Source organism: Salinisphaera aquimarina, assembly GCF_042643355.1.
In the GTDB taxonomy this organism is placed as follows: Bacteria; Pseudomonadota; Gammaproteobacteria; order Nevskiales; family Salinisphaeraceae; genus Salinisphaera; species Salinisphaera aquimarina.
This window is the reverse complement of sequence record NZ_JBHRSS010000003.1, coordinates 448,358-472,390: the sequence shown is the minus strand read 5'-3', so window position 1 is coordinate 472,390 and position 24,033 is coordinate 448,358. Positions and strand designations below refer to the sequence as shown.

At 64.5% G+C, this 24,033-nt stretch carries 24 protein-coding genes and 1 tRNA gene; 11 read left to right on the top strand and 14 right to left on the bottom strand.

Going from position 1 to position 24,033, the window contains the following annotated elements; all coding sequences use genetic code 11:
- Positions 1–17: 17 nt before the first annotated feature.
- Both ACFOSU_RS05660 and ACFOSU_RS05655 read left to right on the top strand, forming a co-directional pair.
- On the top strand, positions 18–1,043 hold the full coding sequence (locus ACFOSU_RS05660) for a TIGR04283 family arsenosugar biosynthesis glycosyltransferase (RefSeq protein WP_380687346.1): 1,026 nt from the start codon (positions 18–20) through the stop codon (positions 1,041–1,043).
- Complete coding sequence (locus ACFOSU_RS05655) at positions 1,040–2,221, top strand: phospholipase D-like domain-containing protein (RefSeq protein ID WP_380687344.1); 1,182 nt, start codon at positions 1,040–1,042, stop codon at positions 2,219–2,221. Before ACFOSU_RS05660 ends, ACFOSU_RS05655 begins: the two co-directional genes overlap by 4 nt.
- A gap of 17 nt (positions 2,222–2,238) precedes the next feature.
- Here the strand turns inward: ACFOSU_RS05655 and ACFOSU_RS05650 are convergent, their stop codons facing one another.
- From ACFOSU_RS05650 to glnK (ACFOSU_RS05615), 8 genes are all read right to left on the bottom strand, one after another.
- Positions 2,239–3,036, bottom strand: a complete 798-nt coding sequence (locus ACFOSU_RS05650; RefSeq protein WP_380687342.1) for an ABC transporter permease — start codon at positions 3,034–3,036, stop codon at positions 2,239–2,241.
- A gap of 1 nt (position 3,037) precedes the next feature.
- Entirely contained in the window at positions 3,038–3,649 is a 612-nt protein-coding gene (locus ACFOSU_RS05645) for an ABC transporter ATP-binding protein (RefSeq protein WP_380687340.1), read from the bottom strand.
- A 46-nt stretch (positions 3,650–3,695) separates the two neighbouring features.
- Positions 3,696–4,034 carry a P-II family nitrogen regulator gene (locus ACFOSU_RS05640; RefSeq protein ID WP_380687338.1) on the bottom strand — a complete coding sequence of 113 codons (339 nt, stop codon included), beginning with the start codon at positions 4,032–4,034 and terminating at the stop codon, positions 3,696–3,698.
- 58 nt (positions 4,035–4,092) lie between these two features.
- Positions 4,093–5,406, bottom strand: a complete 1,314-nt coding sequence (locus tag ACFOSU_RS05635) for an ammonium transporter (RefSeq protein ID WP_380687336.1) — start codon at positions 5,404–5,406, stop codon at positions 4,093–4,095.
- A 177-nt stretch (positions 5,407–5,583) separates the two neighbouring features.
- Positions 5,584–6,870, bottom strand: a complete 1,287-nt coding sequence (locus ACFOSU_RS05630) for an ammonium transporter (protein WP_380687334.1) — start codon at positions 6,868–6,870, stop codon at positions 5,584–5,586.
- A 40-nt stretch (positions 6,871–6,910) separates the two neighbouring features.
- Complete coding sequence (gene glnK / locus ACFOSU_RS05625; RefSeq protein WP_380687332.1) at positions 6,911–7,249, bottom strand: P-II family nitrogen regulator; 339 nt, start codon at positions 7,247–7,249, stop codon at positions 6,911–6,913.
- A gap of 172 nt (positions 7,250–7,421) precedes the next feature.
- Positions 7,422–8,735: an ammonium transporter gene (locus tag ACFOSU_RS05620; RefSeq protein ID WP_380687329.1), complete on the bottom strand. Its 1,314-nt coding sequence runs from the start codon at positions 8,733–8,735 to the stop codon at positions 7,422–7,424.
- Positions 8,736–8,751: 16 nt separating this feature from the next.
- Positions 8,752–9,090, bottom strand: coding sequence for a P-II family nitrogen regulator (gene glnK / locus ACFOSU_RS05615; RefSeq protein WP_380687327.1), 339 nt, complete (start codon positions 9,088–9,090; stop codon positions 8,752–8,754).
- 270 nt (positions 9,091–9,360) lie between these two features.
- Here glnK (ACFOSU_RS05615) and ACFOSU_RS05610 point away from each other — a divergent pair, with 270 nt between their 5' ends.
- The 4 genes from ACFOSU_RS05610 to ACFOSU_RS05595 all read left to right on the top strand — a co-directional run bounded on the left by ACFOSU_RS05610 (position 9,361) and on the right by ACFOSU_RS05595 (position 14,418).
- Positions 9,361–9,600 (top strand): accessory factor UbiK family protein, encoded by a 240-nt coding sequence (locus tag ACFOSU_RS05610; protein WP_380689170.1) that lies wholly within the window; start codon positions 9,361–9,363, stop codon positions 9,598–9,600.
- Positions 9,601–9,603: 3 nt separating this feature from the next.
- Complete coding sequence (locus ACFOSU_RS05605; RefSeq protein WP_380687325.1) at positions 9,604–11,121, top strand: YifB family Mg chelatase-like AAA ATPase; 1,518 nt, start codon at positions 9,604–9,606, stop codon at positions 11,119–11,121.
- Positions 11,122–11,367: 246 nt separating this feature from the next.
- The gene (locus tag ACFOSU_RS05600; protein WP_380687323.1) at positions 11,368–12,105 is read left to right on the top strand and encodes a TorF family putative porin; all 738 of its coding nucleotides are present in this window, start codon (positions 11,368–11,370) and stop codon (positions 12,103–12,105) included.
- A gap of 303 nt (positions 12,106–12,408) precedes the next feature.
- Positions 12,409–14,418, top strand: a complete 2,010-nt coding sequence (locus tag ACFOSU_RS05595; protein WP_380687321.1) for a UvrD-helicase domain-containing protein — start codon at positions 12,409–12,411, stop codon at positions 14,416–14,418.
- Between the two features lie 77 nt (positions 14,419–14,495).
- Here ACFOSU_RS05595 and ACFOSU_RS05590 read toward each other — a convergent pair whose 3' ends face one another.
- Positions 14,496–14,984: a c-type cytochrome gene (locus tag ACFOSU_RS05590; protein WP_380687319.1), complete on the bottom strand. Its 489-nt coding sequence runs from the start codon at positions 14,982–14,984 to the stop codon at positions 14,496–14,498.
- Positions 14,985–15,123: 139 nt separating this feature from the next.
- Here ACFOSU_RS05590 and ACFOSU_RS05585 point away from each other — a divergent pair.
- Positions 15,124–15,200, top strand: a tRNA-Arg gene (locus ACFOSU_RS05585).
- A 531-nt stretch (positions 15,201–15,731) separates the two neighbouring features.
- Here the strand turns inward: ACFOSU_RS05585 and ACFOSU_RS05580 are convergent.
- The 4 genes from ACFOSU_RS05580 to ACFOSU_RS05565 all read right to left on the bottom strand — a co-directional run bounded on the left by ACFOSU_RS05580 (position 15,732) and on the right by ACFOSU_RS05565 (position 18,335).
- Positions 15,732–16,211, bottom strand: a complete 480-nt coding sequence (locus tag ACFOSU_RS05580) for a VOC family protein (protein WP_380687317.1) — start codon at positions 16,209–16,211, stop codon at positions 15,732–15,734.
- Complete coding sequence (locus ACFOSU_RS05575) at positions 16,208–16,375, bottom strand: hypothetical protein (protein WP_380687315.1); 168 nt, start codon at positions 16,373–16,375, stop codon at positions 16,208–16,210. Before ACFOSU_RS05575 ends, ACFOSU_RS05580 begins: the two co-directional genes overlap by 4 nt.
- Positions 16,376–16,428: 53 nt before the next feature.
- Positions 16,429–16,872, bottom strand: coding sequence for an SRPBCC family protein (locus tag ACFOSU_RS05570; protein WP_380687313.1), 444 nt, complete (start codon positions 16,870–16,872; stop codon positions 16,429–16,431).
- 311 nt (positions 16,873–17,183) lie between these two features.
- Entirely contained in the window at positions 17,184–18,335 is a 1,152-nt protein-coding gene (locus ACFOSU_RS05565; protein WP_380687311.1) for a DJ-1/PfpI family protein, read from the bottom strand.
- 65 nt (positions 18,336–18,400) lie between these two features.
- Between ACFOSU_RS05565 and ACFOSU_RS05560 the strand changes: the two genes are divergently transcribed.
- Positions 18,401–19,474: a GlxA family transcriptional regulator gene (locus ACFOSU_RS05560; RefSeq protein WP_380687309.1), complete on the top strand. Its 1,074-nt coding sequence runs from the start codon at positions 18,401–18,403 to the stop codon at positions 19,472–19,474.
- Between the two features lie 423 nt (positions 19,475–19,897).
- On the opposite strand, the gene ACFOSU_RS05555 is transcribed toward ACFOSU_RS05560, so the two are convergent.
- Positions 19,898–20,767 carry a crotonase/enoyl-CoA hydratase family protein gene (locus ACFOSU_RS05555; protein ID WP_380687307.1) on the bottom strand — a complete coding sequence of 290 codons (870 nt, stop codon included), beginning with the start codon at positions 20,765–20,767 and terminating at the stop codon, positions 19,898–19,900.
- 207 nt (positions 20,768–20,974) lie between these two features.
- Here ACFOSU_RS05555 and ACFOSU_RS05550 point away from each other — a divergent pair, with 207 nt between their 5' ends.
- The 3 genes from ACFOSU_RS05550 (at position 20,975) to ACFOSU_RS05540 (ending at position 23,917) form a co-directional block, all read left to right on the top strand.
- Positions 20,975–21,730, top strand: a complete 756-nt coding sequence (locus ACFOSU_RS05550; protein ID WP_380687305.1) for an enoyl-CoA hydratase/isomerase family protein — start codon at positions 20,975–20,977, stop codon at positions 21,728–21,730.
- A gap of 98 nt (positions 21,731–21,828) precedes the next feature.
- On the top strand, positions 21,829–22,725 hold the full coding sequence (locus ACFOSU_RS05545) for an acyl-CoA thioesterase (protein ID WP_380687303.1): 897 nt from the start codon (positions 21,829–21,831) through the stop codon (positions 22,723–22,725).
- 58 nt (positions 22,726–22,783) lie between these two features.
- Positions 22,784–23,917 (top strand): CaiB/BaiF CoA transferase family protein, encoded by a 1,134-nt coding sequence (locus tag ACFOSU_RS05540; protein ID WP_380689168.1) that lies wholly within the window; start codon positions 22,784–22,786, stop codon positions 23,915–23,917.
- Positions 23,918–24,033: the final 116 nt, after the last annotated feature.

The window sequence follows — 24,033 nt, the reverse complement described above, 5'->3', positions numbered from 1 at the left end:
GCGATCCGTCGATCGCCGTGGTCTTACCGGTCATCGACGAGGCCGAAGCGCTGGGCGCGCTGATCGCCGATCTGCACGCCCAGCGCGGTGTCCGGCTGCAGATCGTGGTGGCCGATGGCGGCTCGACCGACACCAGCCGGGAACGCGCAAGCGCAGCGGGTGCCACCGTCATCGAGTCGCCCGCCGGACGCGGTGTGCAGATGAACGCGGGCGCTGCCGTCGCCACGAGCGACTGGCTGTGTTTTCTGCACGCCGACAGCCGGCTGACCCGTACCGATCAGCTCGCCGGCGCGATCCGGCAGTTGATGGCCGCCGGGGCGGCAGACAGTGCCGGGCATTTCCCGTTGCGTTTCAGCGGCTGCGGCAACCGGCGAGGGTTTTTCTATCGCTATCTGGAAGCCAAGACCGCGAGCGGGCGCCGTCATACCATCAACGGCGATCAGGGGCTGGTGCTGCACCGTGATCTGTTCGCAGCCATCGGTGGCTTCGATACCGGCATGGCGTTTCTGGAAGACCAGCGCATGGCCGCCGCGATCGAGGGGCGCGGCCGTTGGCTCCTGCTGGAGCACGAGCTGGTCACCTCGGCGCGGCGTTTTCGGCGCGAGGGCGAGTATTCGCGCTATCTGCTGATGGCGCTGATCATGGCGATGCATCTGGCCCGCGTGCCGGCGTTCTTCGAACAGGCGCCGGCTGTCTATTCGCGCCAGCGGGATACCCGGCGTCTGGCGCTGATGCCTTACTTCCGCCTGCTGCGCGAGTTGATGCGCCGCTGCGGGGCGCGCGCGAGCATCCGCGTGTGCTGGCGCATGGCCGGTATTGCGCTGGCCGAAAGCTGGCAGCCCTTTCTGGCCGTCGATGTGGCGCTGGCGCCGGTACTGGGCGCGCGCCGGCGTGTGTTTCTGGGCCTGCACGATCGCTGGCTGCGGCCGTTGATCGTGCATGTGCCGGGGCAGGCGCTGTTGATGCTGATTCTGGCAATGCTCATTTTCGGACCATTGCAGTTAGGGTGTTGGCTGCGAGAACGAGTAAGGCCCTTCGAATGAGCGAAAACGATACCGGACCCGAGCTAGCGGACCCGCAGGCATATCGCCGCGCGCTCGAGGGCACGCTGGGCATTCCGTTTACCGACGGCAATCGGGTGGAGCGGCTCGTCAACGGCCGTGAGATATTTCCGGCGATGATCGCGGCGGTCGAGGGCGCGCGCGAGTCGATCGATTTTCTGACCTTCATCTACTGGCAGGGCGACGTCGCCGAGCGTTTTGGCAACGTACTGGCCGAGCGCGCCCGTGCCGGCGTGCGCGTGCGCGTGCTGCTGGATGCCTTCGGCGCCCACAGCATGCCCGATGCCGTACTCGAACAGCTCGAGGGCGCGGGCGCCGATGTACAGTGGTTCCGGCCCACCGCGCGCTGGCGCTTCTGGCAGATCGATAACCGAACTCATCGCAAGATTTTGCTCGTCGACAACGAAATAGGCTTTACCGGCGGCGTCGGCATTGCCGCCGAATGGGACGGCGACGCGCGCAATCCACAGGAATGGCGCGAGACCCACTTCCAGCTGCAGGGGCCGGTGCTGGACGGGCTGCGCGGCGCTTTCGTGTCGAACTGGATCGAGTCGGGCGCGCGTGGCTTCGAGGATCGCTGGCTGCTGCCCGCCGCCGAGCCGGCCGGCGACGCCGCGATCCAGGTCCTGCGCACATCGGCGGCGGTCAATTACAGCGACATCGCCACGCTGCTGCGGCTGGTCATCAGCATCGCGCGCAAGCGCCTGCGTGTGACCACCGGTTATTTCGTGCCCGATCGTGCCACCATCGACATGCTCTGCAACGCCGCACGGCGCGGTGTCGATATCGAGATCCTGATGCCTGGCCCCTATACCGATTCCGCGGTGGCCCGCATGGCCGGCGAAGACGCCTACGAGTCGCTGCTCGAGGCCGGCGTCAAGCTGTATCGTTTTCAGCCGACCATGCTGCACGCCAAGATCGTGCTGCTCGACGACGCGGTCGCGGTGGTGGGGTCGGCCAATTTCAACCATCGCTCCATGGGCAAGGATGATGAAATCGCCCTGAGCGTGATCGATGCGCCCACCTTCGCCAAACTGGCTGCCGATTTCGATCACGATCGCGGCCGCTGCGAACAGGTCGATCTGCAGGCCTGGCGTCGGCGCGGCGTATGGCAGCGGTGCAAGGAAATCGTCGGCCGGTTGCTCAGCCCCCAGGCCTGATGGGCAGCGTCGCTCGCTCAGGCGGCGCGCAGACGATCCAGCCGCAGGCGATGACGCTCGTCGAACAGCCGTCGGGCGCCGAGGGTCACCGCCAGCAGGGTGCCGAAGCCGGTGCCCGCGGCGATCAGGAACATGATCAGGATCTGATATTTCACCGCGTCCCAGGGCGGGCTGCCGGCCAGAATCTGGCCGGTCATCATGCCGGGCAGGCTGATGATACCGGCCGCCGCCATTGCGTTGAGCATTGGAATCATGCCGGCGCGCATGGCGTCGCGGCGAATATCGCCGATCGCTTCGCCGGCGGTGGCGCCCAGCGCCAGTCGGGTCTCGATCACCGGCGCACTGCGCCATACCTCCTGGGTCAGCCGATCCAGCGCCAGCGCGATACCGGTCATGGTGTTGCCCAGCAGCATGCCCAGCAGTGGAATCGCATACTGCGGCGTATACCAGGGCTCGACCCGGATCACCAGCGTCAGTGTGGCCACGGTGGTGACGAAGGCGGACAGGAACATCGACGCGGTGCCCGCGGCAAAGCCATAGCCGCCGACAAACCGGCGTTTCTGGCGCGACGCGGCTTCGCGTCCCGCCAGCAGTAGCATCACCAGTGCCATCAGCGCGATCCAGATCAGCTGTCGCTGGGCGAACACCGCGTCCAGGATCAGCCCGACCAGCGCCAGTTGCGCGGTGGTGCGCAGCGCGGCGATCAACAGCGTACGAGCGAGCCCCAACCGCATGATGACGAGGGTGGCGGCGAGCGCCAGCACCGCAATCGAGGCCAGGCCGAGATCGAAAAACGACAGTGAAATCAGCTGCATGTCAGGATGCGCTGGCGATCGGATTACCGATCGCGTCGAGCCCGATGCGTGCGCCCGCGACACGATCGAGTTGCGCGATATCGTGCCCGACCCACACCGCGCAGGCGCCCTGCCCGCGACAGTAGGCGGCGATTGCCTGTTCCACGCGCGCCACGTTGTCGGCGTCGAGATTGGCGGTGGGCTCGTCTAGCAATAGCACCCGCGGCCGGCCGGCGAGCAGACGCAGCAGCGCGAGACGTTGTCGCTGGCCGGACGACAGTTGTGCCAGCGACCTGGTGATCAGTTCGGGTGTGAGCCCGAGTTCGCTCAACCGGGCATTCAGGTCCGCGTCGAGGGCGGGCAGGTGTTCAGCCGGGGTATCGGCCCACCAGGCCGATTCCGCAGCCAGATACATGACCTGTCGGCGCCAGTCGGGCGCGGCGAATCCGGCGGCGGGTCGACCGTCGAGCAGGCACACGCCCTGATGGGCGTCGAGATCGGCCATCGCCCGCAGCAGCCGGGTCTTGCCGGCGCCGGAGGGTCCGGACAGGGCAAGACACTGACCGGCCGCGAGTTGGAACTCCAGCGGGCCGATCGCGCCGATCGCCAGCGCGCGCGCCGTAAACAGACTCACGACGTCGCGGCGCGCGTGTGTGGGTTATAACCCGGCGATGTGCTGGCTAGATCGCGTCGCGGTCGGTTTCGCCGGTGCGGATACGCACCACCTGCTCCAGGCTGTGAACGAAGATCTTGCCGTCGCCGATCTGACCGGTCTTGGCCGCATCGATGATCGCCTCCACGACCGCGTCGACCCGGTCGTCGGATACCGCGACTTCGAGCTTCACCTTGGGCAGGAAATCCACCGCGTACTCGGCGCCGCGATAGAGCTCGGTGTGGCCTTTCTGGCGTCCGAATCCCTTGACTTCGGTCATGGTCGTGCCGTGCACGCCCACCTCGGCCAGTGCCTCGCGCACGTCGTCGAGGCGGAAAGGTTTGATTACGGCGGTAACCATTTTCATGGGGGCGGCTCCTTATTCTAAGTTGACCCGAGTCTAACACCCGAGGGCGCGGGCGCCGTCACAGATCGTAGCCGCGTTCCTCGTGCTCGGATATATCCAGACCCACCTGTTCGCCGTCGGCGTCGATGCGCAGCCCCATCAGCGGATTGAGCACCTTCAGGATCGCCCAGGTCACGATGCCGGTATAGGCAAATACGGCCACCACGCCCAGCAGTTGCACGCCGAACTGATGGGCCATGCTCTGAATGCCGTCGGCGTAGCCGTGGCCGGCGAACGGCCCCAGTTGGGTGGAGGCGAATATTCCCGCTGCCAGCGTGCCGACGATACCGCCCACGCCGTGTACCGGGAACACATCGAGCGAATCGTCGATACGCAGTCGCCGCTCGACGAACAGGGTGGCGCCGAAACAGACCACGCCGGCGATGATGCCGATGACGATCGCACCGCCCGGCCCGACAAAGCCCGATGCCGGGGTGATGGTGCCCAGCCCGGCGACCATGCCGGTGACGATACCCAGCACGCTGGGTCGGCCGAAGCGAATCCATTCCGCCGCCATCCAGGTCAGACAGCCCGCCGCGGCGGACAGATGCGTGACCAGCATGGCCATGCCGGCCTGGCCGTTGGCGGCCAGCGCGCTGCCGCCGTTGAAGCCGAACCAGCCGACCCAGAGCATGCCGGCGCCGGATACCGTCATGGTCAGGTTGTGTGGTGCCATGGCGGTCTTCTGAAAACCGTTGCGTGGCCCGACCACGATCGCCGCCACCAGGGCGGCCACGCCGGCCGTGATATGCACGACGGTGCCGCCGGCAAAATCGAGCAGGCCCATGGCGCCCAGCCACCCGCCGCCCCAGACCCAGTGGGTGACCGGCACATAGACCACGAGCAGCCACAGGGCCGTGAACACCAGCAGCGTGGAGAAACGAAAACGCTCGGCGAAGCCGCCGACGATCAGCGCCGGGGTGATCACGGCGAAGGTCATCTGGAACAGGGCGAACACCGACTCCGGAATGCTGCCGACCGTGGTGTCGAGACCGACGCCGTTGAGAAAAGCCTTGTCCAGGCCGCCGATGAAAGCGTTACCGTCGGAAAACGCCAGGCTGTAGCCGACCGCGAACCACAGCAGCGAAGCCAGCGCGCAAACCGCAAAGCACTGCATGAGCACCGACAACACGTTGCGCACCCGCACCAGGCCGCCGTAGAAAAGAGCCAGCCCCGGCAGTGTCATGAACAGCACCAGCGCGGTGGTGGTCATCACCCAGGCGGTGTCGGCCTTGTCGATGGGCTCGGCCGCCAGCGCCGCGGGGGCAATGGCCAGCAGCAGCGGGCAGACACACAACAGCAGCAGGCGCCGCCAAGGCTTTGCAAAGGGCATCGCGAGCATCCAGTCGAGGGAAAGTTGCGCGCAAGTATATCGAACCGCACCGAGACGGTGCCTGCGAATGAAGTGGCGTTTGGTTCGTGACGAAAGTGTCGGCTTCCGAACGCCGGGCAAAAAAAAGAGGCCCCGTTTCCGGGGCCTCCGATGCCTGGCGAATGATCGCCGGGATGGTTACTGCATCGAGCGACGGCTGCCGCCGGAAGTGAACTCCGGATAGGCTTCCATGCCGCACTCGCCCAGATCCACACCCTCGGCCTCTTCCTCTTCCGAGACACGGATGCCGAACACGGCCTTGAGGATGCCCCAGACGATGAGGCTGGCGATGAACACCCACACGAAGATGGTGATCGCGCCCACGATCTGACCGGTGAAGGTCACGTCGGGATTGGTCAACGGCACGACCATCAGGCCGAGAAGGCCGCAGACACCGTGGACCGACAGGGCACCGACCGGATCATCGAGCTTGATCTTGTCGAAGAACAGGATCGACAACACCACCAGGATGCCGCCGGCGGCGCCGAACAGCGTGGCGACCAGCGGGGTCGGGGTGGACGGTTCGGCGGTGATCACCACCAGACCGGCCAGCGCGCCGTTGAGCGCCATGGTCAGGTCACCCTTGCCGAACATGACCCGCGCGAGCAGCAGGGCGGCGACCAGGCCGCCGGCGGCGGCGGTGTTGGTGTTGAGAAACACCATGGCCACGGAGTTGGCGCTGGCGATATCGCCGAGCTTGAGCACGGACCCGCCGTTGAAGCCGAACCAGCCCATCCACAGGATCAGCGTGCCGAGTGCAGCCAGCGGCAGGTTGGCACCGGGAATGGCGGCGACGGTGCCGTCGGCCCGGTACTTGCCCTTGCGTGGTCCGAGCAGCAGGACACCGGCGAGCGCGGCGGTGGCGCCGGCCAGATGCACGATGCCGGAGCCGGCGAAGTCGGAAAAGCCCAGATCGCCGAGGTTGTAGAGACCGAACACCGAATCGCCGTTCCAGGTCCAGGAGCCTTCCAGCGGATAGATGAAGCCGGTCATGACTACAGCGAACGCCAGGAACGCCCACAGTTTCATGCGCTCGGCCACCGCACCCGACACCACCGACATGGCGGTGGCGACGAACACGACCTGGAAGAAGAAGTCGGAAGCGCCGGCGTACACCGAATCACCGCCGAAGCCATTCTCTGCCGAAGCCTTGAGCGCATCGGCGACCAGCGTGTCGCCGCCGGCGATACCGTTCAGGAACAGATTGCCGTCGTACATGATCATGTAGCCGCAGATCATGTACATGATGCAGGAGATCGAATACAACGCGATGTTCTTGGTCAGGATTTCGGTCGTGTTCTTGGCACGAACGAGTCCGCCTTCCAGCATGCTGAAACCGGCGGCCATCCACATGACCAGGGCCCCCATGACCAGGAAATAGAAGGTATCGATTGCGTACTGCAACTCGAAAATATTGTTTTCCATGACGTAAAAATTCCCTCGAAATATCTGGCGTGAAAGACGCTTAGAGCGCGTCCTTGCCGGTTTCACCGGTACGGATACGGATGGCTTGTTCCAACGCGGTGACGAAAATCTTGCCGTCGCCGATCTTGCCCGTGTGTGCGGCCTTGGAGATGGCCTCCACGGCGGCATCGAGTTCGGTCTCCTCGATGGCGACCTCGATCTTCACCTTGGGCAGAAAATCGACGACGTATTCGGCGCCGCGATACAACTCGGTGTGGCCCTTCTGGCGGCCGAAGCCCTTGACTTCGGTCACGGTGATGCCCTGCACCCCCACTTCCGACAACGCTTCACGGACCTCATCGAGCTTGAATGGCTTGATTACGGCTGCGATCAGTTTCATTGATAAAACTCCTGTAGCTCATGCATGGCTGCGTAAGACCGCGCGGTAGGCCGGTATCGCACCGGCGCCGAAGCGCGGTTGTCTCCCTGTTGACCCCTCGATCGGGACTGGATGAGCACTGCCTGCGGGGCCCGGCAGTGCGATATGTCTGTCATGTCGTGGATACCGGCCTTCAAAGGTCGTAGGCCTGCTCGTCGTGCAAAGCAAGATCCAGGCCCGTGTCCTCGTCCTCGGGCGAAACCCGCAGGCCGATGAGCACGTCGATGACCTTGAGAATGATGACCGTGGCGATGGCGTCGTAGACGACCGTGGCCAGCACGCCGACGCACTGGGCGACCAGCTGTCCGCCCATGCCGCTGACGGCATCGGAAAAGCCTGCGCCGCCCAGCGCCGGGGCACAGAACACGCCGGTCAGGATGGCGCCGACCACACCGGCCACGCCGTGGACGCCGAAGGCGTCGAGTGAATCGTCGTAGCCCATACGGCCCTTGAGCATGGTCACCGCATAGAAGGCACAGAAGCTGCCGCCGAAGCCGACCGCGATGGCCCCCATCGGGCCGACAAAACCGGAGGCCGGGGTGATCGCCACCAGACCGCCGACCGCGCCCGAACAGATGCCCAGCACGCTGGGTTTGCCGTGGCGGGCCCATTCCAGAAACATCCAGGTCAGGGCCGCCGCGGCGGTGGCGATCTGGGTGACCGCCATGGCCATGCCCGCGGTGCCGTCGGCGGCCAGTTCGCTACCGGCGTTGAAGCCGAACCAGCCGACCCAGAGCATGGAAGCGCCCATGAGGGTGTAGGTCAGGTTGTGCGGCTTCATCGGCGTCTTGGGAAAGCCGGAACGACGTCCGAGCACCAGCGCGCAGACCAGGCCGGCCACGCCGGCGTTGATATGCACCACGGTGCCGCCGGCGAAGTCGAGTACGCCCATGCCGCCCAGCCAGCCGCCGCCCCAGACCCAGTGCGCGATCGGCGCGTAGACGACGGTCAGCCAGATGCCGATGAACCAGAGCATGGCCGAAAACTTCATGCGCTCGACGAAGGCGCCCACGATCAGCGCCGGGGTGATGATCGCGAACGTCATCTGGAAGACCATGAATACGGTCTCGGGAATGGTGCCGCTCAGGCTGTCGACGGTCACACCGGCCAGAAACAGTTTGCCCAGCCCGCCGATCCACGGCGTGCCCTCGGCGAACGCCAGGCTGTAGCCCCACAGCGCCCAGATCAGCGTGGCCAGACAGCAGATGGCGAAACACTGCATGAGTACGGACAAGGTGTTCTTGGCCCGCACCATGCCGCCATAGAACAGCGCCAGGCCGGGAATGGTCATGAACAGTACGAGCGCGGTCGCGGTGATCATCCAGGCGGTGTCGCCCGAATCCAGAGTCGGCGTGTCCTGCGCGAACGCGATGGGGGTCGCCAGCGCCAGCAGGGCGAACAGGGTGCCGCCGGTGAGAATTCTTGCAAACGTGTTCTTGAACGACATGGCAGGACTCTCCTTTCTAGAGTGCCTCAGCACCGGTTTCGCCGGTCCGTATACGAATGACCTGTTCCAGCGTGCAGACGAAGATCTTCCCGTCGCCGATCTTGCCCGTGTGGGCTGCCTGGGAGATGGTGTCGACCGCCGCCTCCAGTTCGCTGTCGCCGACGGCGACCTCGATCTTCACCTTGGGTAGAAAATCCACAACGTACTCGGCGCCGCGATAGAGTTCGGTATGACCTTTCTGCCGGCCGAAGCCTTTCACTTCGGTCACGGTGATGCCCTGTACGCCGACTTCCGACAATGCTTCACGCACCTCATCGAGCTTGAATGGCTTGATCACCGCTGAGATCAACTTCATGACGTCCTCCAGAGCTGACGCGATCCAATCGACTATCGCTGCCGCGGCATCAAGCGTGATTAGCGTGCAAGCGAGATATTGCGCAGCTGTCTAAGCACTCACCGTGCCAAGCCAATAAAATCATATGCTTGCGGAGAAATTTGTTGTTTTCGGAACGACGGCGGGAAAGGCGCCCAAACCCGTTTGCACAAAAACAGTGCAGCGTGGTTTTGCGTGCTAGATCAGGGCAGGGCATGCTGTGTGTTCAGCCTCCGCGCAAGCCATCAATACATGCCGTCGATCGAAGACCTCGCCACGCGCCTGTCGCAGGCCCTGCCGCCCCAAGTCGGGCCGATACGCGACGAGTTGCACGCCAATTTCCGCGCCATCCTGCAAAGCCAGCTCGCGCGGCTGGATCTGGTGCCGCGTGAGGAATTCGAAGCCGCACGGGAAATGCTGGCGCATAGCCGGCGCAAGCTCGACGCGATGGAACAGCGTCTGGCCGCTCTCGAGGCCGAGCGCAAGGCCTGATCGGTGGCGCTGGCCTGCGTCCATAGTCGCGCGCAGACCGGTCTGCACGCGCCGGCGGTGGCGGTCGAGGTCGATCTGGCGGGCGGGCTGCCCGCGCTGGCCATCGTTGGTCTGCCCGAAACCGAGGTCAAGGAGAGCAAGGACCGGGTACGCGCGGCCATCGTCAACAGCGGTTATCAGTTTCCCACCCGGCGGATCACCGTCAATCTCGCGCCGGCCGATCTGCCCAAGGAAGGCGGGCGCTTCGATCTGGCGATCGCGCTGGGCATTCTCGCCGCCTCCGCCCAGATTCCGGCCGCCGCACTGGCCGGATATGAATTCCTCGGCGAACTGTCGCTGTCGGGCGCGCTGCGCCGGGTCCGTGGCGCGCTCCCCGCCGCACTCGCCGCCCAGGCGGCCGGACGCAGTCTCGTGCTGCCCGACGACAACGCCGCCGAAGCATCGCTGGCCGGCGAGCAGGGCGTACGCGCGGCATCACATCTCGGTGAGGTCACCGCGAGTCTGGCCGGTAGCGAGATTCTCTGGCGACAGCCCGAGGCCGTGACCGGTATCCGGCCCGAAGCCAGCGGTGGCGATCTGGCCGATGTACGCGGACAGTCTCAGGCCAAGCGCGCGCTCGAAATCGCCGCCGCTGGCGGTCATTCACTCTTGCTGATCGGCCCGCCCGGCGCGGGCAAGACCATGCTGGCGTCGCGTCTGCCGGGGCTGTTGCCGGACATGGCCCAGGCGCTGGCTCTGGAAGTCGCGGCGGTGGCGTCGATATCCGTCGGCGGTTTCGACCCCGAACGCTGGGGGCAGCGCCCGTTCCGGGCCCCACATCACACCGCGTCCGGGGTGGCGCTCGTCGGCGGCGGTTCGACGCCGCGACCGGGCGAGATCACCTTGGCGCACGGTGGCGTGCTGTTCCTAGACGAACTACCCGAGTTCGATCGGAGCGTGCTGGAAGTGCTGCGCGAGCCGCTCGAATCCGGTCATATCGTGATCTCGCGTGCGGCGCGCCAGGCCGAATTTCCGGCCGCCTTCCAGCTGCTGGCAGCCATGAATCCCTGTCCCTGCGGCTATCTGGGCGACGCCTCCGGACGCTGTCACTGCACGCCGGAACGCATCGAACGCTATCGTGGCCGCATATCCGGGCCGCTGCTGGACCGCATCGACATGCATCTGAACGTAGCTCCGGTTGCCCGTGACGTGCTCATGGGCAATGCCGGACAGACTGCCGCCGAAACCAGCGCTCAGGTACGAGCGCGGGTGAGCACGGCTCGTGGCCTCGCGGCGCAGCGCGGTCACGACCGCAACGCCGCCATGGGGCCGGGCGAGATCGACGCATTCTGTCTGCTCGAAAACAGTGCACGCTCCATATTGGAGCAGGCCATCGCGAGGCTCGGACTCTCGGCACGCGCCTATCATCGAATCCTGCGCGTGGCCCGCACGATTGCCGATCTGGCCGGTGCGCCACGTATCGGCCAGGCCCACGTTGCCGAAGCCATCGGCTTCAGGCAGCTGGATCGCGCAACACCATAGATTCATAGCGATCATCGCGATTTCCTGATGCGTGCGGCCGCGCCCGCGCGTCGTTCTCCATCTGTCTCTTTTGCTGGATATCAACCTCGCGCCCTGCGCCGAAATCGCGCGCACAGCACGTCGCCGATGCCTGTCCGCACTGGTTTGGCACGTCTTCTGCATAGATCTGCGCAGCCCCGGCCAACGGCCTCAATCGGTTTCGGGTTTCTCGTATCGAGATTTTTTGTAAAGGGAGCAAAGCCACAGATGAAAAAACAACTACTGATCGCGTCGGCCGCCATGGTCGTCAGCATGGGTAGCGTCAGCGCATTGGCCGCCGATGCCAGTGCGAACATCGCCTTCACCACCGACTACCGCTATCGCGGCGTATCGCAGACCGACCGGGATTTCGCGATCCAAGGCGGGTTCGATTACGCGCTGGACAGCGGCTTCTATGTCGGTACCTGGGCGTCCAATGTCGATAACTTCAATCCGAGCCCGGTCACCGGCGACAACGGCGCGCAGGCCGAAATCGACTTTTACGCGGGCTACGGCTTCGCCCTGACCGATCACTGGGCGCTCGACTTCAACGTGCTCTACTACTACTACCCGGGTGCGAGCACGGCCGGCGACAACAACGAGATCGATTTCTGGGAATACACGCCGGGCATCACCTACAGTGACGACAACATGACCGCGTCGCTGTCGGTGTCCTACAGCGACGATTTCTACAATGAGTCGGGCGACGCCTTCTACTACAACACCAGCTTCGAGTTTCCGCTCAACGATTATCTGACGCTGGGCGCGCACGCCGGCTACCAGATGGTCGACAAGGAAGATCTGTACTTTGAGGACTACGCCGACTGGTCGATCTCCCTGGGCACATCCTTCGTGGGCCTGGACTGGTCGGTCGCCTATGTCGACACCGATCTGGACAGCACCGCGTGCGGTGGCACCGATATCTGCGACTCAACTTTCGTGGGTACGCTCAGCAAGTCGTTCTAGACGTTTTCGAACGGATCCGGAACATGCAGGAGCCGGCTCATCGCGAGCCGGCTTTTTCGTGTCTGGAATCAGGGCCTGTTGCTATTTCATATGCCGCCGTCCCATCTTTATTTACTGGAGGTTGTGGCCCAAAATCGCGCCGTCCGGCGTTGCAGAGCTTGACCGCAGAATGACTGCGGCCGGCGCTCCGCGCCTTGTCTGACGTGATTTGGGGTCGCAACGCGGGGCCGTATGAAACGGCAACAGGTCCTAGACACGCCTGCCCGCCGCGCGGATCGGTGCAGCTGCTAGACTTTGCCGCCCATGGCGCAACCCAAACTCAATCCGCAGCAGGAATCGGCGGTCCGTTATCTGGACGGCCCGCTGCTCGTGCTTGCCGGCGCGGGCTCCGGCAAGACCGGTGTGATCACGCGCAAGATCGCCTACCTGATCCAGCGCGGCTATACCGGTGACCGCATCGCCGCGGTGACCTTCACCAACAAGGCCGCGCGCGAGATGAAGCAGCGTGCCTCCAAGCTGGTGTCCCGGGAGGACGCGCGCGGGCTGACGGTGAGCACATTCCACAGTCTCGGCCTGCAGATGATTCGCGCGGAGCACCAAACGCTGGGCTATAAATCGCGCTTTTCCATCTTCGACGCCGAGGATGGCGACAAGCTGCTGGCCGATCTGATCGGGCGCGACGTCGAGCAGCGCAAGATAGCGCGTTTCACCATCAGCGGCTGGAAATCCGCGCTCATCGACCCGGCCCAGGCACTGGCGAGTGCCGAGGGCGCCGATCAGCCGATCGCGCGGGCCTATGGCGAATACCAGCGGCGGCTCAAAGCCTATAACGCGGTGGACTTCGACGATCTGCTGAGCCTGCCGGTGCAACTGCTGCGCGACGATCCGGCCGCCCGCGAGCGCTGGCAGAATCGTTTTCGATATCTGCTCGTCGACGAGTATCAGGATACCAACGTGGCCCAGTATGAGCTGCTGCGCCTGCTTGCCGGCGGCCGCGCGGCCTTTACCGTGGTGGGCGACGACGACCAATCGATCTATGCCTGGCGCGGCGCGCGGCCGGGCAACATCGCCGATCTGTCGCGCGATTTCCCGCATCTGAAAGTCATCAAGCTGGAGCAGAACTATCGCTCCGTCGGCAACGTGCTCTCGGCGGCCAACCGGCTGATTCAGTCCAATCAGCGCGCCTATGAGAAGACGCTCTGGAGCGCCATGGGGCAGGGCGATCGTATTCGCATACTGGCCTGTGCCGACGAGGCCGGCGAGGCCGAACGCGTGGTCAGCGAGATTTCGGCGCATCGGCTGCGCACCGGCAACAAGCTCGGCGGCTACGCGGTGCTCTACCGTGGCAACTTTCAGTCACGCGCGTTCGAAAAAGCCATGCGTGAGCGCAACATGGCCTACCGCGTTTCCGGCGGACGGTCGTTCTTCGAGCGCAGCGAAATCCGCGATCTGGCGGCCTATCTGCGCTTGCTGACCAACACCGACGACGACGCGGCGTTCCTGCGCGTGGTCAATCTGCCGCGCCGGGAGCTCGGTCCGGCCACGCTGGAGACACTCGCCCACTATGCCGGTCAGCGTCATCGCAGCCTGTTCGATGCCGCTCGCGGTATCGGTTTGACCGGTGGCATCAACGACCGCGCCGGACGGCGCCTGGAAGAGTTCGTCGACTGGGCCGAGAATCTGGCTGCCCTGGGCGAGTCCACGCCGGTGCGCAAACTCGTCACCCAGCTGATCACCGATATCGGTTATCGCGACTGGCTGCGCGATACCGCCGCCAACCAGCGCGCCGGGCGAAAACGGCTGGAGAACGTCGATGAATTTCTGGGCTGGCTCGGTCATGTGGAGGAAAACGAGGACGGCACGCCGCGCAGCCTGGACGACGTGGTGCGCCGATTGAGCCTCATGGACTTCGCATCCCAGTCGGAAAAGGACATCGAAAACCAGGTCCATCTGCTGACCCTGCATGCGGCCAAGGGGCTGGAGTTCGACCACGTGTTTCTGGTCGGCATGGAGGAAGGCCTGCTGCCGCACCACGCCTGCCTCGACGACGAAAAGATCGAGGAGGAAAGACGCCTGCTCTATGTCGGCATTACGCGCGCTCGCAAGACCCTGGCGCTGAGCTACGCGCGCCAGCGTCGGCGCGGTGGCGAGAATTCGGACACCACGCCGAGCCGTTTTCTCGAAGAATTGCCGCGCGACGAGATCGACTGGCCACAGGCCGGCGGCAAGCGCGACATCAAGGCGGAGGCCGAACACGGCCGCGGCCAACTCGCCGCGCTCAAGGCCATGCTGGGCAGCGAGCCTACGCCCTGATTCGCGGCACGAACGCCGGACAATAAAAAGCCGCTTCGGAGAGCGGCTTTTTATTGTCTACGGGTCGGCGGTGCCGATCAGGTGGCGCCGGCCTCGCCGAGAATATAGTCGACGGCCTTGTGCATCTCGTCTTCGCTCAAATCCGGGTTGCCGCCCTTGGCAGGCATGCCCTTGTAGCCGTTGATCGCGCGTTTGTAGAGGCTGTCCTTGCCCTGATCCGACAGTCGTTTTTTCCATTCCGCGGTATCGGTAACCTTGGGCGCGCCGGCCACGCCGGCGGTATGACAGGCGGTACAGACGTTGCTGAATACCTGTTCGCCCGACATCGGCTTGGCATCGCCGCCGCCGGCCGCGACCATCTTGGTGGCGTTGGGATCGGTATTCACCGCGTAGACCGGCTGGGTGCGTTCCTTGATCTGCGCCATTTCCTCGGGACGCATCTCATCGCTGGATGCTATCGAGGTGATGATGTTTGCGCCGATGATCGCGATAATCGTGATGGCGAACAGCACGCCCAGAACGATGGTGAATGCGCGAAAAAACGTCTGGTCGTGATTAGCGGTCATAGCAAGGCTTTCGTCTGCGTGAACGTAAATGGACGCGGTGAAGGGCGAAGTATAACGGAAAATTTCTTCGACACGGATACGCCAGAGCTCATTGCGTAGACGCAGGCGTGACGTATGCGTATCCTTTCACGCGACGCGAGCGCCCGTAGCTCAGTTGGATAGAGCGCTGGCCTCCGAAGCCAGAGGTCGCAGGTTCGACTCCTGCCGGGCGCACCACATTTAAAAGCCCGCCGCAGTGCGGGTTTTTTAATGTGGCTTATCTGACAAGTTGTCTAACCTGCGACAGACAGACAAGCGGGTTCGACGAGCCCGCGCAGCGGGTGAGAACAGTGCCGTTTCGGCACTGGCCCGAAGGGTGAGCGGCGCGAGCCGCGAATATGCCTGCCGGGCACATCGATTCGACTTCAATGCGCGTACGCCGCCGGTTGCGCGCTGGCGGCGGTGCGACCTTGCGCGGACTGGGCCGGAGGCATCCCCCATCGGGCCATGCGCCTCTACGCTAGAGATTCGTGGCGGCCTATGACGCTCATCTCGCGCCGCGCTCCACGTGGTGGCATCCAGGTCGAGCGATGGGTAAATCGGGGACGAGCCCCGCCGTTATTCGCGGTGCCGAATGAACTGCGGGGTGGGACGATATCGCTCAGCCGAAGGTCGTCGCGCGTCCCTGGTAGAAACACCTCGCCCCGGATCCAGCCGCCGTGCTTTCGCGACGCTTGTTAAGCCTCTCCGATTTTGAGGGTGCTTCGGTCATTGCGCTGCGGCTGCCTCGATCGTGGCAATGTCGATCTTGTTCATGGTCATCATCGCCTCGAAGGCGCGTCGGGCCTTGTCCTTATCGGGCCCCGTAGTCAGCTCGAGCAGAATCGCCGGTGTGATTTGCCACGAATGACCCCATCGATCCTTGCACCAGCCGCAGGCGCTTTCCCGGCCGTCGTTGCCGACAATCGCATCCCAGTAGCGATCGGTCTCTTTCTGGTCGTCAGTGACCACCATGAAAGAGACGGCTTCGTTCGGCGTGAAGATCGGACCGCCATTCAGGCCGACGAACTTGCGGCCGAGCACGGTGAACTCGACGGTCAGTTCGTCGCCTTCTTCGCCACCGGGATAGTCCGCCGCGGCCGCGTTTACCCGGTCGACGTGGCTATCGGGAAAAGTCGTGGCGTAGAACTCGGCTGCCTTCTTCGCTTCGCCGTGGTCGAACCACAGGCAGGTCACCAACTCACTCATGTGCATTCTCCTGTACGTCGATCGTCGCGGGTCTCGCTGACGGCTGGATCGAAATGCGGCACCGTCCATCCGCCATGTGCGTAGTCGGCCTCTTCGTCCGGCCCGCCCGAAGCTTGGATCACGCCGTCGATCGAGATTTGCTCGATGATCCCGAGCTGTCGCATTGCGGGTTTCCTCCGTTCGCCGATGATCGCCCGCATTATCCGCGGCGACGACGTTATTGATTGTTCCCGGGCTCAACAAGTTTCGCCAGCTTCTGCAGGCATTCCTGCCAGCCGAGATAACAGGCTTCAGGGGGAAACATGTCCGGCACGCCTTCCTGCACGACGGTCAATTCCGTCCCGACGGAAACGGCTTTGAATGCCACTGTCACTTTCATTTCGCCGGGCAAGTCGGGATCGTCGAACCTGTCCGTGTAGACGAGGCGTTCGCCGGGAACGAACTCGACGTACTCGCCGCCGAATGAATTGCTGTCGCCGGTCGTGAAATTCCGGAACGACATCCTGTGTTTGCCGCCCACTTCGGGTTCCAGCTCATGGACGGTGCAAACAAAGCCGAAGGGTGGGAGCCAGCTGGCGATGGCGTCCGGTTCGACGAAGGCGCGAAAGACTTTCTCTGGCTTCGCTGCGAGCACGCGATGGAGGCGAATGGTGTTGGGCATGACACTATCCTCTCAGGCTGTGTTGATGGTTGGTCGGGCATGGAAGTGAAAAACGGTTCGACGCATCGACGCGGATGATCGACGCTGTCGGCGACAATCCTGGCTCTACTTGGGGCTTTGGCGAAGAGGAAGGCGCGCTGCATGACGACCCGGGCGTGGCGTGCGAGCGATTCGGGAGCCTGATCAACGTCCTGAAAATCGCTGTGAATGTCAGTCATCGCGACCTCCTGCGGTCGTGGTTGCCGGCCGTGGCATGCAACACGCGTCGACTACCTCGTGAAAGGCCGGGCAGGCGTTGGCGTGTCGCGCCGTTAACGCATGTCGCCCGAAGTCGGATATTCGAGTTGCATTGCGACGACATGCGCGGTCGGCGCCCCGTATCTCTCGGCGATGGTAGCCAGGGTATCGTCCAGTACCCGGGCAGGGGGCCGGTTTGCGATGGTCGAAACGAGAGGCCCCCCCGACCAGGTATCGGACTGGCGATCCGGGAGGATGCGAATGCCGCTGCGGGTTTTCGTAGGCCCGTTGGCAAACGTCACGACCCGCGAGCGATAGGTTCGTGACCAGGCATCAGCCGCGAGCGCAAGTGAGACTTCGTCAATGCCCGGCTGGAGCGCGATACCGAACGCCTCGTGGTTCCAGAAGGTCAACCGGTTGCGCAGCACGCTCGTCGCGAAAGCGCGGGTGAGCTTGAATGCGTCGCTTGCATGGCGTGCGTCCCATTCTCGAAGCCCGAGTTCCTGGGCGACCGCCTCGGCCTTCTCACGACCCGCGATCGCCTCGATCAAAGTCAGCATCATCGGCATCGACGCCGAGATGCCCGTGGTCGTGGTCGTGGCCACGCTTCCATCGATCACCATCCGGCGGTCGGCGACATACTCTGTCGTCGGGCTGATTTCGAGCAGTTCGTCTACGTAATACCAGTGTGTGGTGGCGCGCCTGTGATCGAGTAATCCGGCCTTGCCGATCACCTTGGCGCCTGCGCACACGCTGATAACGGTGGCGCCTTTCGCCGCTTGGCTCTGCAGCCACGCGATGGCGGCCGGATCGTCGTCGCGACCCATCGCCGGAACGATGACATAGTCGGCGCCTTCCGGATGAGCCGCATCGAACTCGGCGACCGTGCTATCGGGCTCGGCCGTGAGTGCCGGATAGAGTCGGACCGGGCCGGGCCCGGTTGCGAGTGCGACGACGTCGCCCACACCCGCGCGCCGAAGGACCCCGTAGGTCATCAGATAATCGGTCGTCTCGGTCGCATCGTTGATGCCGATGACCGCGATCAGCGGGCGCTCACGCTTGGGCGGCCGAAGGGCGGCGAGCGCGGCAGCAGTCTCCTCCCTGGCGATGGCCGGTGCGGCCGTAGCGGCAGGGGGCGACGGCAAAGACAGGAGCCAGCCACCGAAGCAGACAACAGACAGCGCGACGACGCCCGATCCGATCCAAACCGCAGTGCGTAAATTCATATCGACCGCTCGCTGAAAAGAAATGCTTCACGCGACACTCCAGCTGAGAGTAAGCGGCATCAGCGATGGCGCAAATGACAAAATCATCATATTTTCTGCCAATGCATCATGTCGTATTCGTCGTCTATCCGGGATTCGAGCTTCTCGACACGTCGGGGCCAGCATCGGTGTTCAACAGCGCCAACCGCGCCCTGGCGCAATTCGGGCGGCCGGCGTATTACAAGGTTGGGCTCGTATCGGCCGACGGCGGCACCATCGAAAGCAGCAGCGGCGTTGCTGTCGATACCGGATGCATCTGCGATTTTCGGCCAGGCGATGTCAGCACCATCCTGATCGCCGGCGCGGAACGAGAGCATCTCCTGCCGGCGGTGGCGGACCGGATTCTTCGAGCGGCGCTGCCTGGACTGGCGGCTAAGGCAGAGCGTTTCGGCTCGGTCTGCAGCGGTGGGTTCGTACTGGCAGCGCTCGGGCTGCTCGACGGCCATCGCGTGGCGACGCACTGGGATTCCTGCAAGCCGCTGGCCGAGACCTTTCCGGCCGTCACGGTCGATCCGGATTCTCTCTACGTGGTGGACGGGCGACTGTGGACGTCGGCCGGCGTCACCACCGGGATTGACATGGCGCTAGCGATGATTGCACGCGATCTTGATGCGGCGATCGCCGGTGAGGTCGCAAAACGGCTGATCCTCTACGTCCGGCGGCCTGGCTACCAGTCCCAGTTCAGCCCGGTCCTCAAAGCCCAGGTCAAGGCCGGCAGCCCCTTCGCCGATCTGATCGGCTGGATACAAGCCAACCTCGACGCGCCGTTGGACGTACCTTCGCTGGCCGCACATGCCGGCCAGACCGAGCGCACGTTTCATCGCAAATTCGTGGCGGCAACCGGCGTGACGCCGGCCCGGTTCGTCGAAACAGCGCGCCTGGACGCGGCTCGCATGCTGCTCTCGCGCGGGCTATCGCTGAAAGAGATCGCCTCGAAGGTCGGCCTGTATCCTGCCGCGCGGTTCTCCGAGGCTTTCGAGCGGCGGTTCGGTATAACGCCGCGGCTGTTCCGCGAGATGCACGGCGCCCTCCAAACGGTGCCCGGTCGGCCGGACGCCGACGCTGAACAGGGCGGTAGTTCTGCGCTTTCCATCATTTAATCGACTGCCGCCCGACAGACCTCGGTCCGTTCCTTGATCACCGATCGTTTCGGCGGTGTCGCACCGGGATGCAGACGCTGCAACTCCGCCATGAATGCCGCCCACGTTGCCGGCCATCGTCTTCCAGAAGCTGGGCCCGGTTCGATAATTGCGGTTGCTGACAGAAAGCGTCGGCCCCACGCGCCCATCCAGGCAGAAGCGGCACCCACTGAATCGCCGGTGCTGTCAGGTCATGGATGGTCTTCTTACGCGTCGGATTCGGCTTGGCCGACAACTAACCGCCGCAATGCGGGTTCTTTAGTCTGGTGCCTGCCAAGCGTCTAACCCGTGCAACTGCTTGCCGAGCATCTGTCGGGCGATAGCCGAAACGCCGAAGGCCGTGTCGTTGCGCCGATCTGGCCCGAGCCGTATGCCGGCGGTTCATTATTCAGATGACTGGAACGGCGGCTCGCCCTGCCATTCGAAGAAATCGGGCATATCGGCCGACACCCGGTCCGGAAACTCGGCGGGGCGTTTTTCCAAAAACGACGACACGCCCTCGCGCGCATCCCCCGACTGCCCGCGCGCCCTGATCGCCTGACTATCTATTCGGTGGGCTTCCATGGGGTGCTGTGCCGTGTGCATGCGCCAGAGCATCTGCCGCGTCATGGCCACGGAGACCGGCGCGGTCTGGTCGGCGAATTCGCGAGCCAGGGCGACAGCCGCCGGATAGAGTTCGTCGGGCGCGTGCACCGAGCGCACCAGACCGCGCTCCAGCGCTTCGGCGGCGGTGAAGATGCGGCCCGAATAACACCACTCCAGTGCCGTGGACAGTCCGACCGCGCGGGTCAGAAACCACGACGACGCGGCCTCCGGCACGATGCCGCGGCGCGAGAACACGAAGCCGAACTTCGCGTTGTCGGAGGCCATGCGTATATCCATGGGCAGCTGCATGGTTACGCCCACGCCCACGGCGGCGCCGTTCACCGCCGCGATTATCGGCTTGAGGCTGCGAAAGAGTCGCATGGACAGCTGGCCGCCGCCGTCGCGGTGGGCGTCCACGCCCGCGCGCTGATCATAGTCGAAGGTCTTGCCGCCGGCCGACAGATCCGCGCCCGCGCAGAAGGCCTTGCCGTTGCCGGTGACGATCACCGCGCGCACGGCGTCGTCGGCGTCGGTGATATCGAAGGCGGCGATCAATTCGTCCTTCATGATGGGATTGAAGGCGTTCATCCGTCCCGGTCGGTCGAGGCGGATCGTGGCCACGCCGTCATCGACGGTGAGCGCGATTGTGGTGAATTCGTGATCGGGCATTTCATCTCCTGTGCATGCGCGCCGCGGCACGCGTCTTGTCCGCGGACATCTTTTGCCACAATGATGTCGGTTGCAACGCACGGCCCCTCGGTATCGCGTTCTTGTGTCCGGACGACGCATCGCGACCTTGTCGGCGCGCGACCGATCGACGCGTATTTCAATAATCGATAAAGAGCGAGGCAACAACACATGCAGGACGAAACGCTTGTGACATACGAGGTCCGCGATTCGGTCGCGACCCTCCGGCTGAATCGGCCCGATGCGCTCAATGCCATCAATAGCGCGCTACGCGAATCGTTGCTGGGGGCACTGCAGCGGGCCGAGCGCGATCCGGCGGTCAAGGTGGTACTGCTGGGCGCCACCGGCCGCGGTTTTTGTGCCGGCGCCGATCTGATGGAAGAGCAGGGCGCGGATTTCAGCGTCGAGGAAGAATTGTTGCAGGGCTATCGTCCGATATTCGAGTGCATCGGCCGGATGCCCCAGCCCGTCATCGGCGTGGCGCCGGGCGTGGCGGCCGGCATCGGCGCGGCTCTTCTGATGGCCTGTGATCTGGTGATCATGGCCGACCAGGCGCGCCTGTACATGGCCTTCAGCCATGTCGGCCTGGTGCCCGACGGCGGCGCCACCTGGCTGCTGTACCGCCACCTCGGCTACCAGCGCGCGTTCGCGCTGATCGTGGAAGGGGGCAGCCTCGGTGCCGAGGAGTGCAGGGCGGCCGGAATCGCCAACAAGATAGTGGCCGCCGAGGCACTCGATGAAGCGGCCAACGCCTGGGCACAGGAACTGGCCACGCGTTCGCCGGTGGCCAGCGCCGAGGCGAAGCGGCTGCTGCGCACGGCGGCCACGCACAGCTACGCCGAGATATTCGAACAGGAGGCCGCGGCCCAGCATCGCTGTATCAACAGCGAGCAATCGCGAGCCGCCGTTGCCGCGTTCAAGGACCGGGCGCGCGCCAGACAATGAACGACGACAGGGCGCGTACATCCGTGGGCGTCGGATCATGCCGCCTTGCAACAATGGCCGCTTTGGCTTTTGATGCGTTTATTTGAGGGGAACTTCGGTTGAAGACACAGCCTTGGCAACTGGACGTGAATGCCTATGATTTTCGGCATACGCTGAGTCCGCAGTACGGTCATCTGGATACCCTGCGGCACGTGAACAACGTGGCCGTGCACGGTTTCCATACCGAAGCACGCATGCGTCACCTGTTGACGCTGCTCGGTCGCGAGGCGTTGTTCGCCGACGACGTGCTGCTGCGCCCGCGTCGTACCGTCACCAACTTCCTCCACGAGACGCATTATCCGGAGGACGTGATCTGCGGGGTACGGCTGGTCGCTGTCGGCAACGACCATTACCGGCTGGCCATCGGGCTGTTCCAGGACGGCCAGTGCGTGAGCGTACAGGAGTGTCTGATGGGGGCCTGGCACGGCGATCAGTGGGTGGATTTGCCCGCGCCGGTGCACGCGGCGTTCGCCGCGCAGCTGGCCGACGACGCGGCGCTGGTGGCCCTGCCGGCGCTGGATGATGGGTCGGTAGAGGTGCATCGTTATCCGAGCCGGGTCGCGGTGACCGCGCGCTATGCGGATATGGATCCGGACGCGCGTATCGGCGAACTCGCGCTCGCCCGTTTCGTGGAACAGTCGCGCACCGGATCGCTCAACATGATGCGCAAACCCGGCATGGGCCTGCTCGTCGCCCGCGTGGATATTCGCTACGACCGCTGGGTGCGCGGCCTCGGGTCGGTCGAACTCGTCAGCGCGCTCGCCGGCATTGGCAACAGCTCGTTTGCGCTGCGCTGTGGCGTGCAGGTCGACGATCGACTGGTTGCCGTGGGCGAGAGCGTGATGGTGCTCATCGATGGCGCGAGCCGCCGGCCGACCCCCTTGACCGCTCCGCTGCGACAGGCGATGACGCCGCTCATGGTCGCGCCGAGTCAGGCGAGCGCCGACGCCGGCTAGGCTGAATGTCTGCCTGCTCAATCTGGATACCCCCACTGCAATGCATAGAGAACAGGCCATGACCGGACCGCTCAAGGGAATGAAAGTGATCGAGATGGCGGGCATCGGGCCGGGCCCGTTCTGCGCCATGATGTTCGCCGATATGGGCGCCGAGGTGATCCGTATCGACCGCCCCGGACAATCAGACCCCGCTCGGGATCGTTTCGACGTGCTGGCGCGTGGACGCCGCCGGGTTGCGCTGGACATGAAAAAGCCGGGCGCAGCCGACGCGGTACTGGCCCTGGTAGAGCGTGCGGACGTACTGATCGAGGGATTTCGACCCGGTGTGATGGAAAAGCTGGGTCTGGGCCCGGACGTCTGTCTGGCCAGGCGGCCGTCGCTCGTCTATGGCCGCATGACCGGCTGGGGCCAGTTCGGCCCGCTGGCGAAAGCCGCCGGTCACGATATCAACTACATCGCCCTGAGCGGTGCCCTGCACGCCGTGGGCCGCGCGGACGGGCCGCCGCCGCCGCCGCTCAACTACGTCGGCGACTTCGGCGGCGGCGCGATGATGCTGGCCTTCGGGATTCTCGCGGCGGTCTTCGAAAGCCGCAACTCCGGCGAGGGCCAGGTCGTGGACGCGGCGATGACCGACGGCGCGGCGTTGCTCTCGGCGATGATGTACGGCATGAAGGCCGCCGGCCGATGGTCGAACGAGCGCAGCGCGAACATGCTCGACGGCGGCGCGCATTTCTACGACAGTTACGCCTGCGCCGACGGCAAGTATGTGGCGATCGGCGCGATCGAGCCGCAGTTCTATGCGCAATTGCTGCGGCTATGCGAGATCGACGATCCTGCCTTCGCGGCCCAGAACGATCCCGGGCAATGGCCGGATCTCAAGCGCCGGCTCGCCGCGGTGCTCGTAACCCGTACCCGCGATCAATGGTGCGAACTGCTGGAAGGCAGCGATGCCTGCTTTGCACCGGTGCTGGACTGGGACGAGGCTCCGGCGCATCCGCACAACAGTGCCCGCGAAGCGTTCGTAAACGTCGATGGCGTGTTGCAACCGGCGCCCGCACCGCGTTTTTCGCGCACCCCGGCGGCTACGCCGGCATCGCCATCGGCGGCCGACCGCGATGCCGATGCGGTGCTTGCGGACTGGGGACTGGATGCCGAGACCCGAGCGCGATTACGGGCCGACGGCGTGCTTTGACGTCCCGAGAGCCAACCCCGGAAAACCTTGCCGGCCGAGGTGCTGATAGTCGTTGACGACGACATATCGGGCGCGACGATCGGGACTTCGCCAAAGTGACGATTGTCGTGCGTCGC

Coding starts and splice junctions, on each gene's coding strand:
- ACFOSU_RS05655 (WP_380687344.1), top strand. CDS start 1,040: ATGAGCGAAAACGATACCGGACCCGAGCTAGCGGACCCGCAGGCATAT.
- ACFOSU_RS05650 (WP_380687342.1), bottom strand. CDS start 3,036: ATGCAGCTGATTTCACTGTCGTTTTTCGATCTCGGCCTGGCCTCGATT.
- ACFOSU_RS05640 (WP_380687338.1), bottom strand. CDS start 4,034: ATGAAAATGGTTACCGCCGTAATCAAACCTTTCCGCCTCGACGACGTG.
- ACFOSU_RS05635 (WP_380687336.1), bottom strand. CDS start 5,406: ATGCCCTTTGCAAAGCCTTGGCGGCGCCTGCTGCTGTTGTGTGTCTGC.
- ACFOSU_RS05630 (WP_380687334.1), bottom strand. CDS start 6,870: ATGGAAAACAATATTTTCGAGTTGCAGTACGCAATCGATACCTTCTAT.
- glnK (WP_380687332.1), bottom strand. CDS start 7,249: ATGAAACTGATCGCAGCCGTAATCAAGCCATTCAAGCTCGATGAGGTC.
- ACFOSU_RS05620 (WP_380687329.1), bottom strand. CDS start 8,735: ATGTCGTTCAAGAACACGTTTGCAAGAATTCTCACCGGCGGCACCCTG.
- glnK (WP_380687327.1), bottom strand. CDS start 9,090: ATGAAGTTGATCTCAGCGGTGATCAAGCCATTCAAGCTCGATGAGGTG.
- ACFOSU_RS05610 (WP_380689170.1), top strand. CDS start 9,361: ATGCCGTCGATCGAAGACCTCGCCACGCGCCTGTCGCAGGCCCTGCCG.
- ACFOSU_RS05600 (WP_380687323.1), top strand. CDS start 11,368: ATGAAAAAACAACTACTGATCGCGTCGGCCGCCATGGTCGTCAGCATG.
- ACFOSU_RS05595 (WP_380687321.1), top strand. CDS start 12,409: ATGGCGCAACCCAAACTCAATCCGCAGCAGGAATCGGCGGTCCGTTAT.
- ACFOSU_RS05590 (WP_380687319.1), bottom strand. CDS start 14,984: ATGACCGCTAATCACGACCAGACGTTTTTTCGCGCATTCACCATCGTT.
- ACFOSU_RS05580 (WP_380687317.1), bottom strand. CDS start 16,211: ATGAGTGAGTTGGTGACCTGCCTGTGGTTCGACCACGGCGAAGCGAAG.
- ACFOSU_RS05575 (WP_380687315.1), bottom strand. CDS start 16,375: ATGCGACAGCTCGGGATCATCGAGCAAATCTCGATCGACGGCGTGATC.
- ACFOSU_RS05570 (WP_380687313.1), bottom strand. CDS start 16,872: ATGCCCAACACCATTCGCCTCCATCGCGTGCTCGCAGCGAAGCCAGAG.
- ACFOSU_RS05565 (WP_380687311.1), bottom strand. CDS start 18,335: ATGAATTTACGCACTGCGGTTTGGATCGGATCGGGCGTCGTCGCGCTG.
- ACFOSU_RS05560 (WP_380687309.1), top strand. CDS start 18,401: ATGGCGCAAATGACAAAATCATCATATTTTCTGCCAATGCATCATGTC.
- ACFOSU_RS05555 (WP_380687307.1), bottom strand. CDS start 20,767: ATGCCCGATCACGAATTCACCACAATCGCGCTCACCGTCGATGACGGC.
- ACFOSU_RS05540 (WP_380689168.1), top strand. CDS start 22,784: ATGACCGGACCGCTCAAGGGAATGAAAGTGATCGAGATGGCGGGCATC.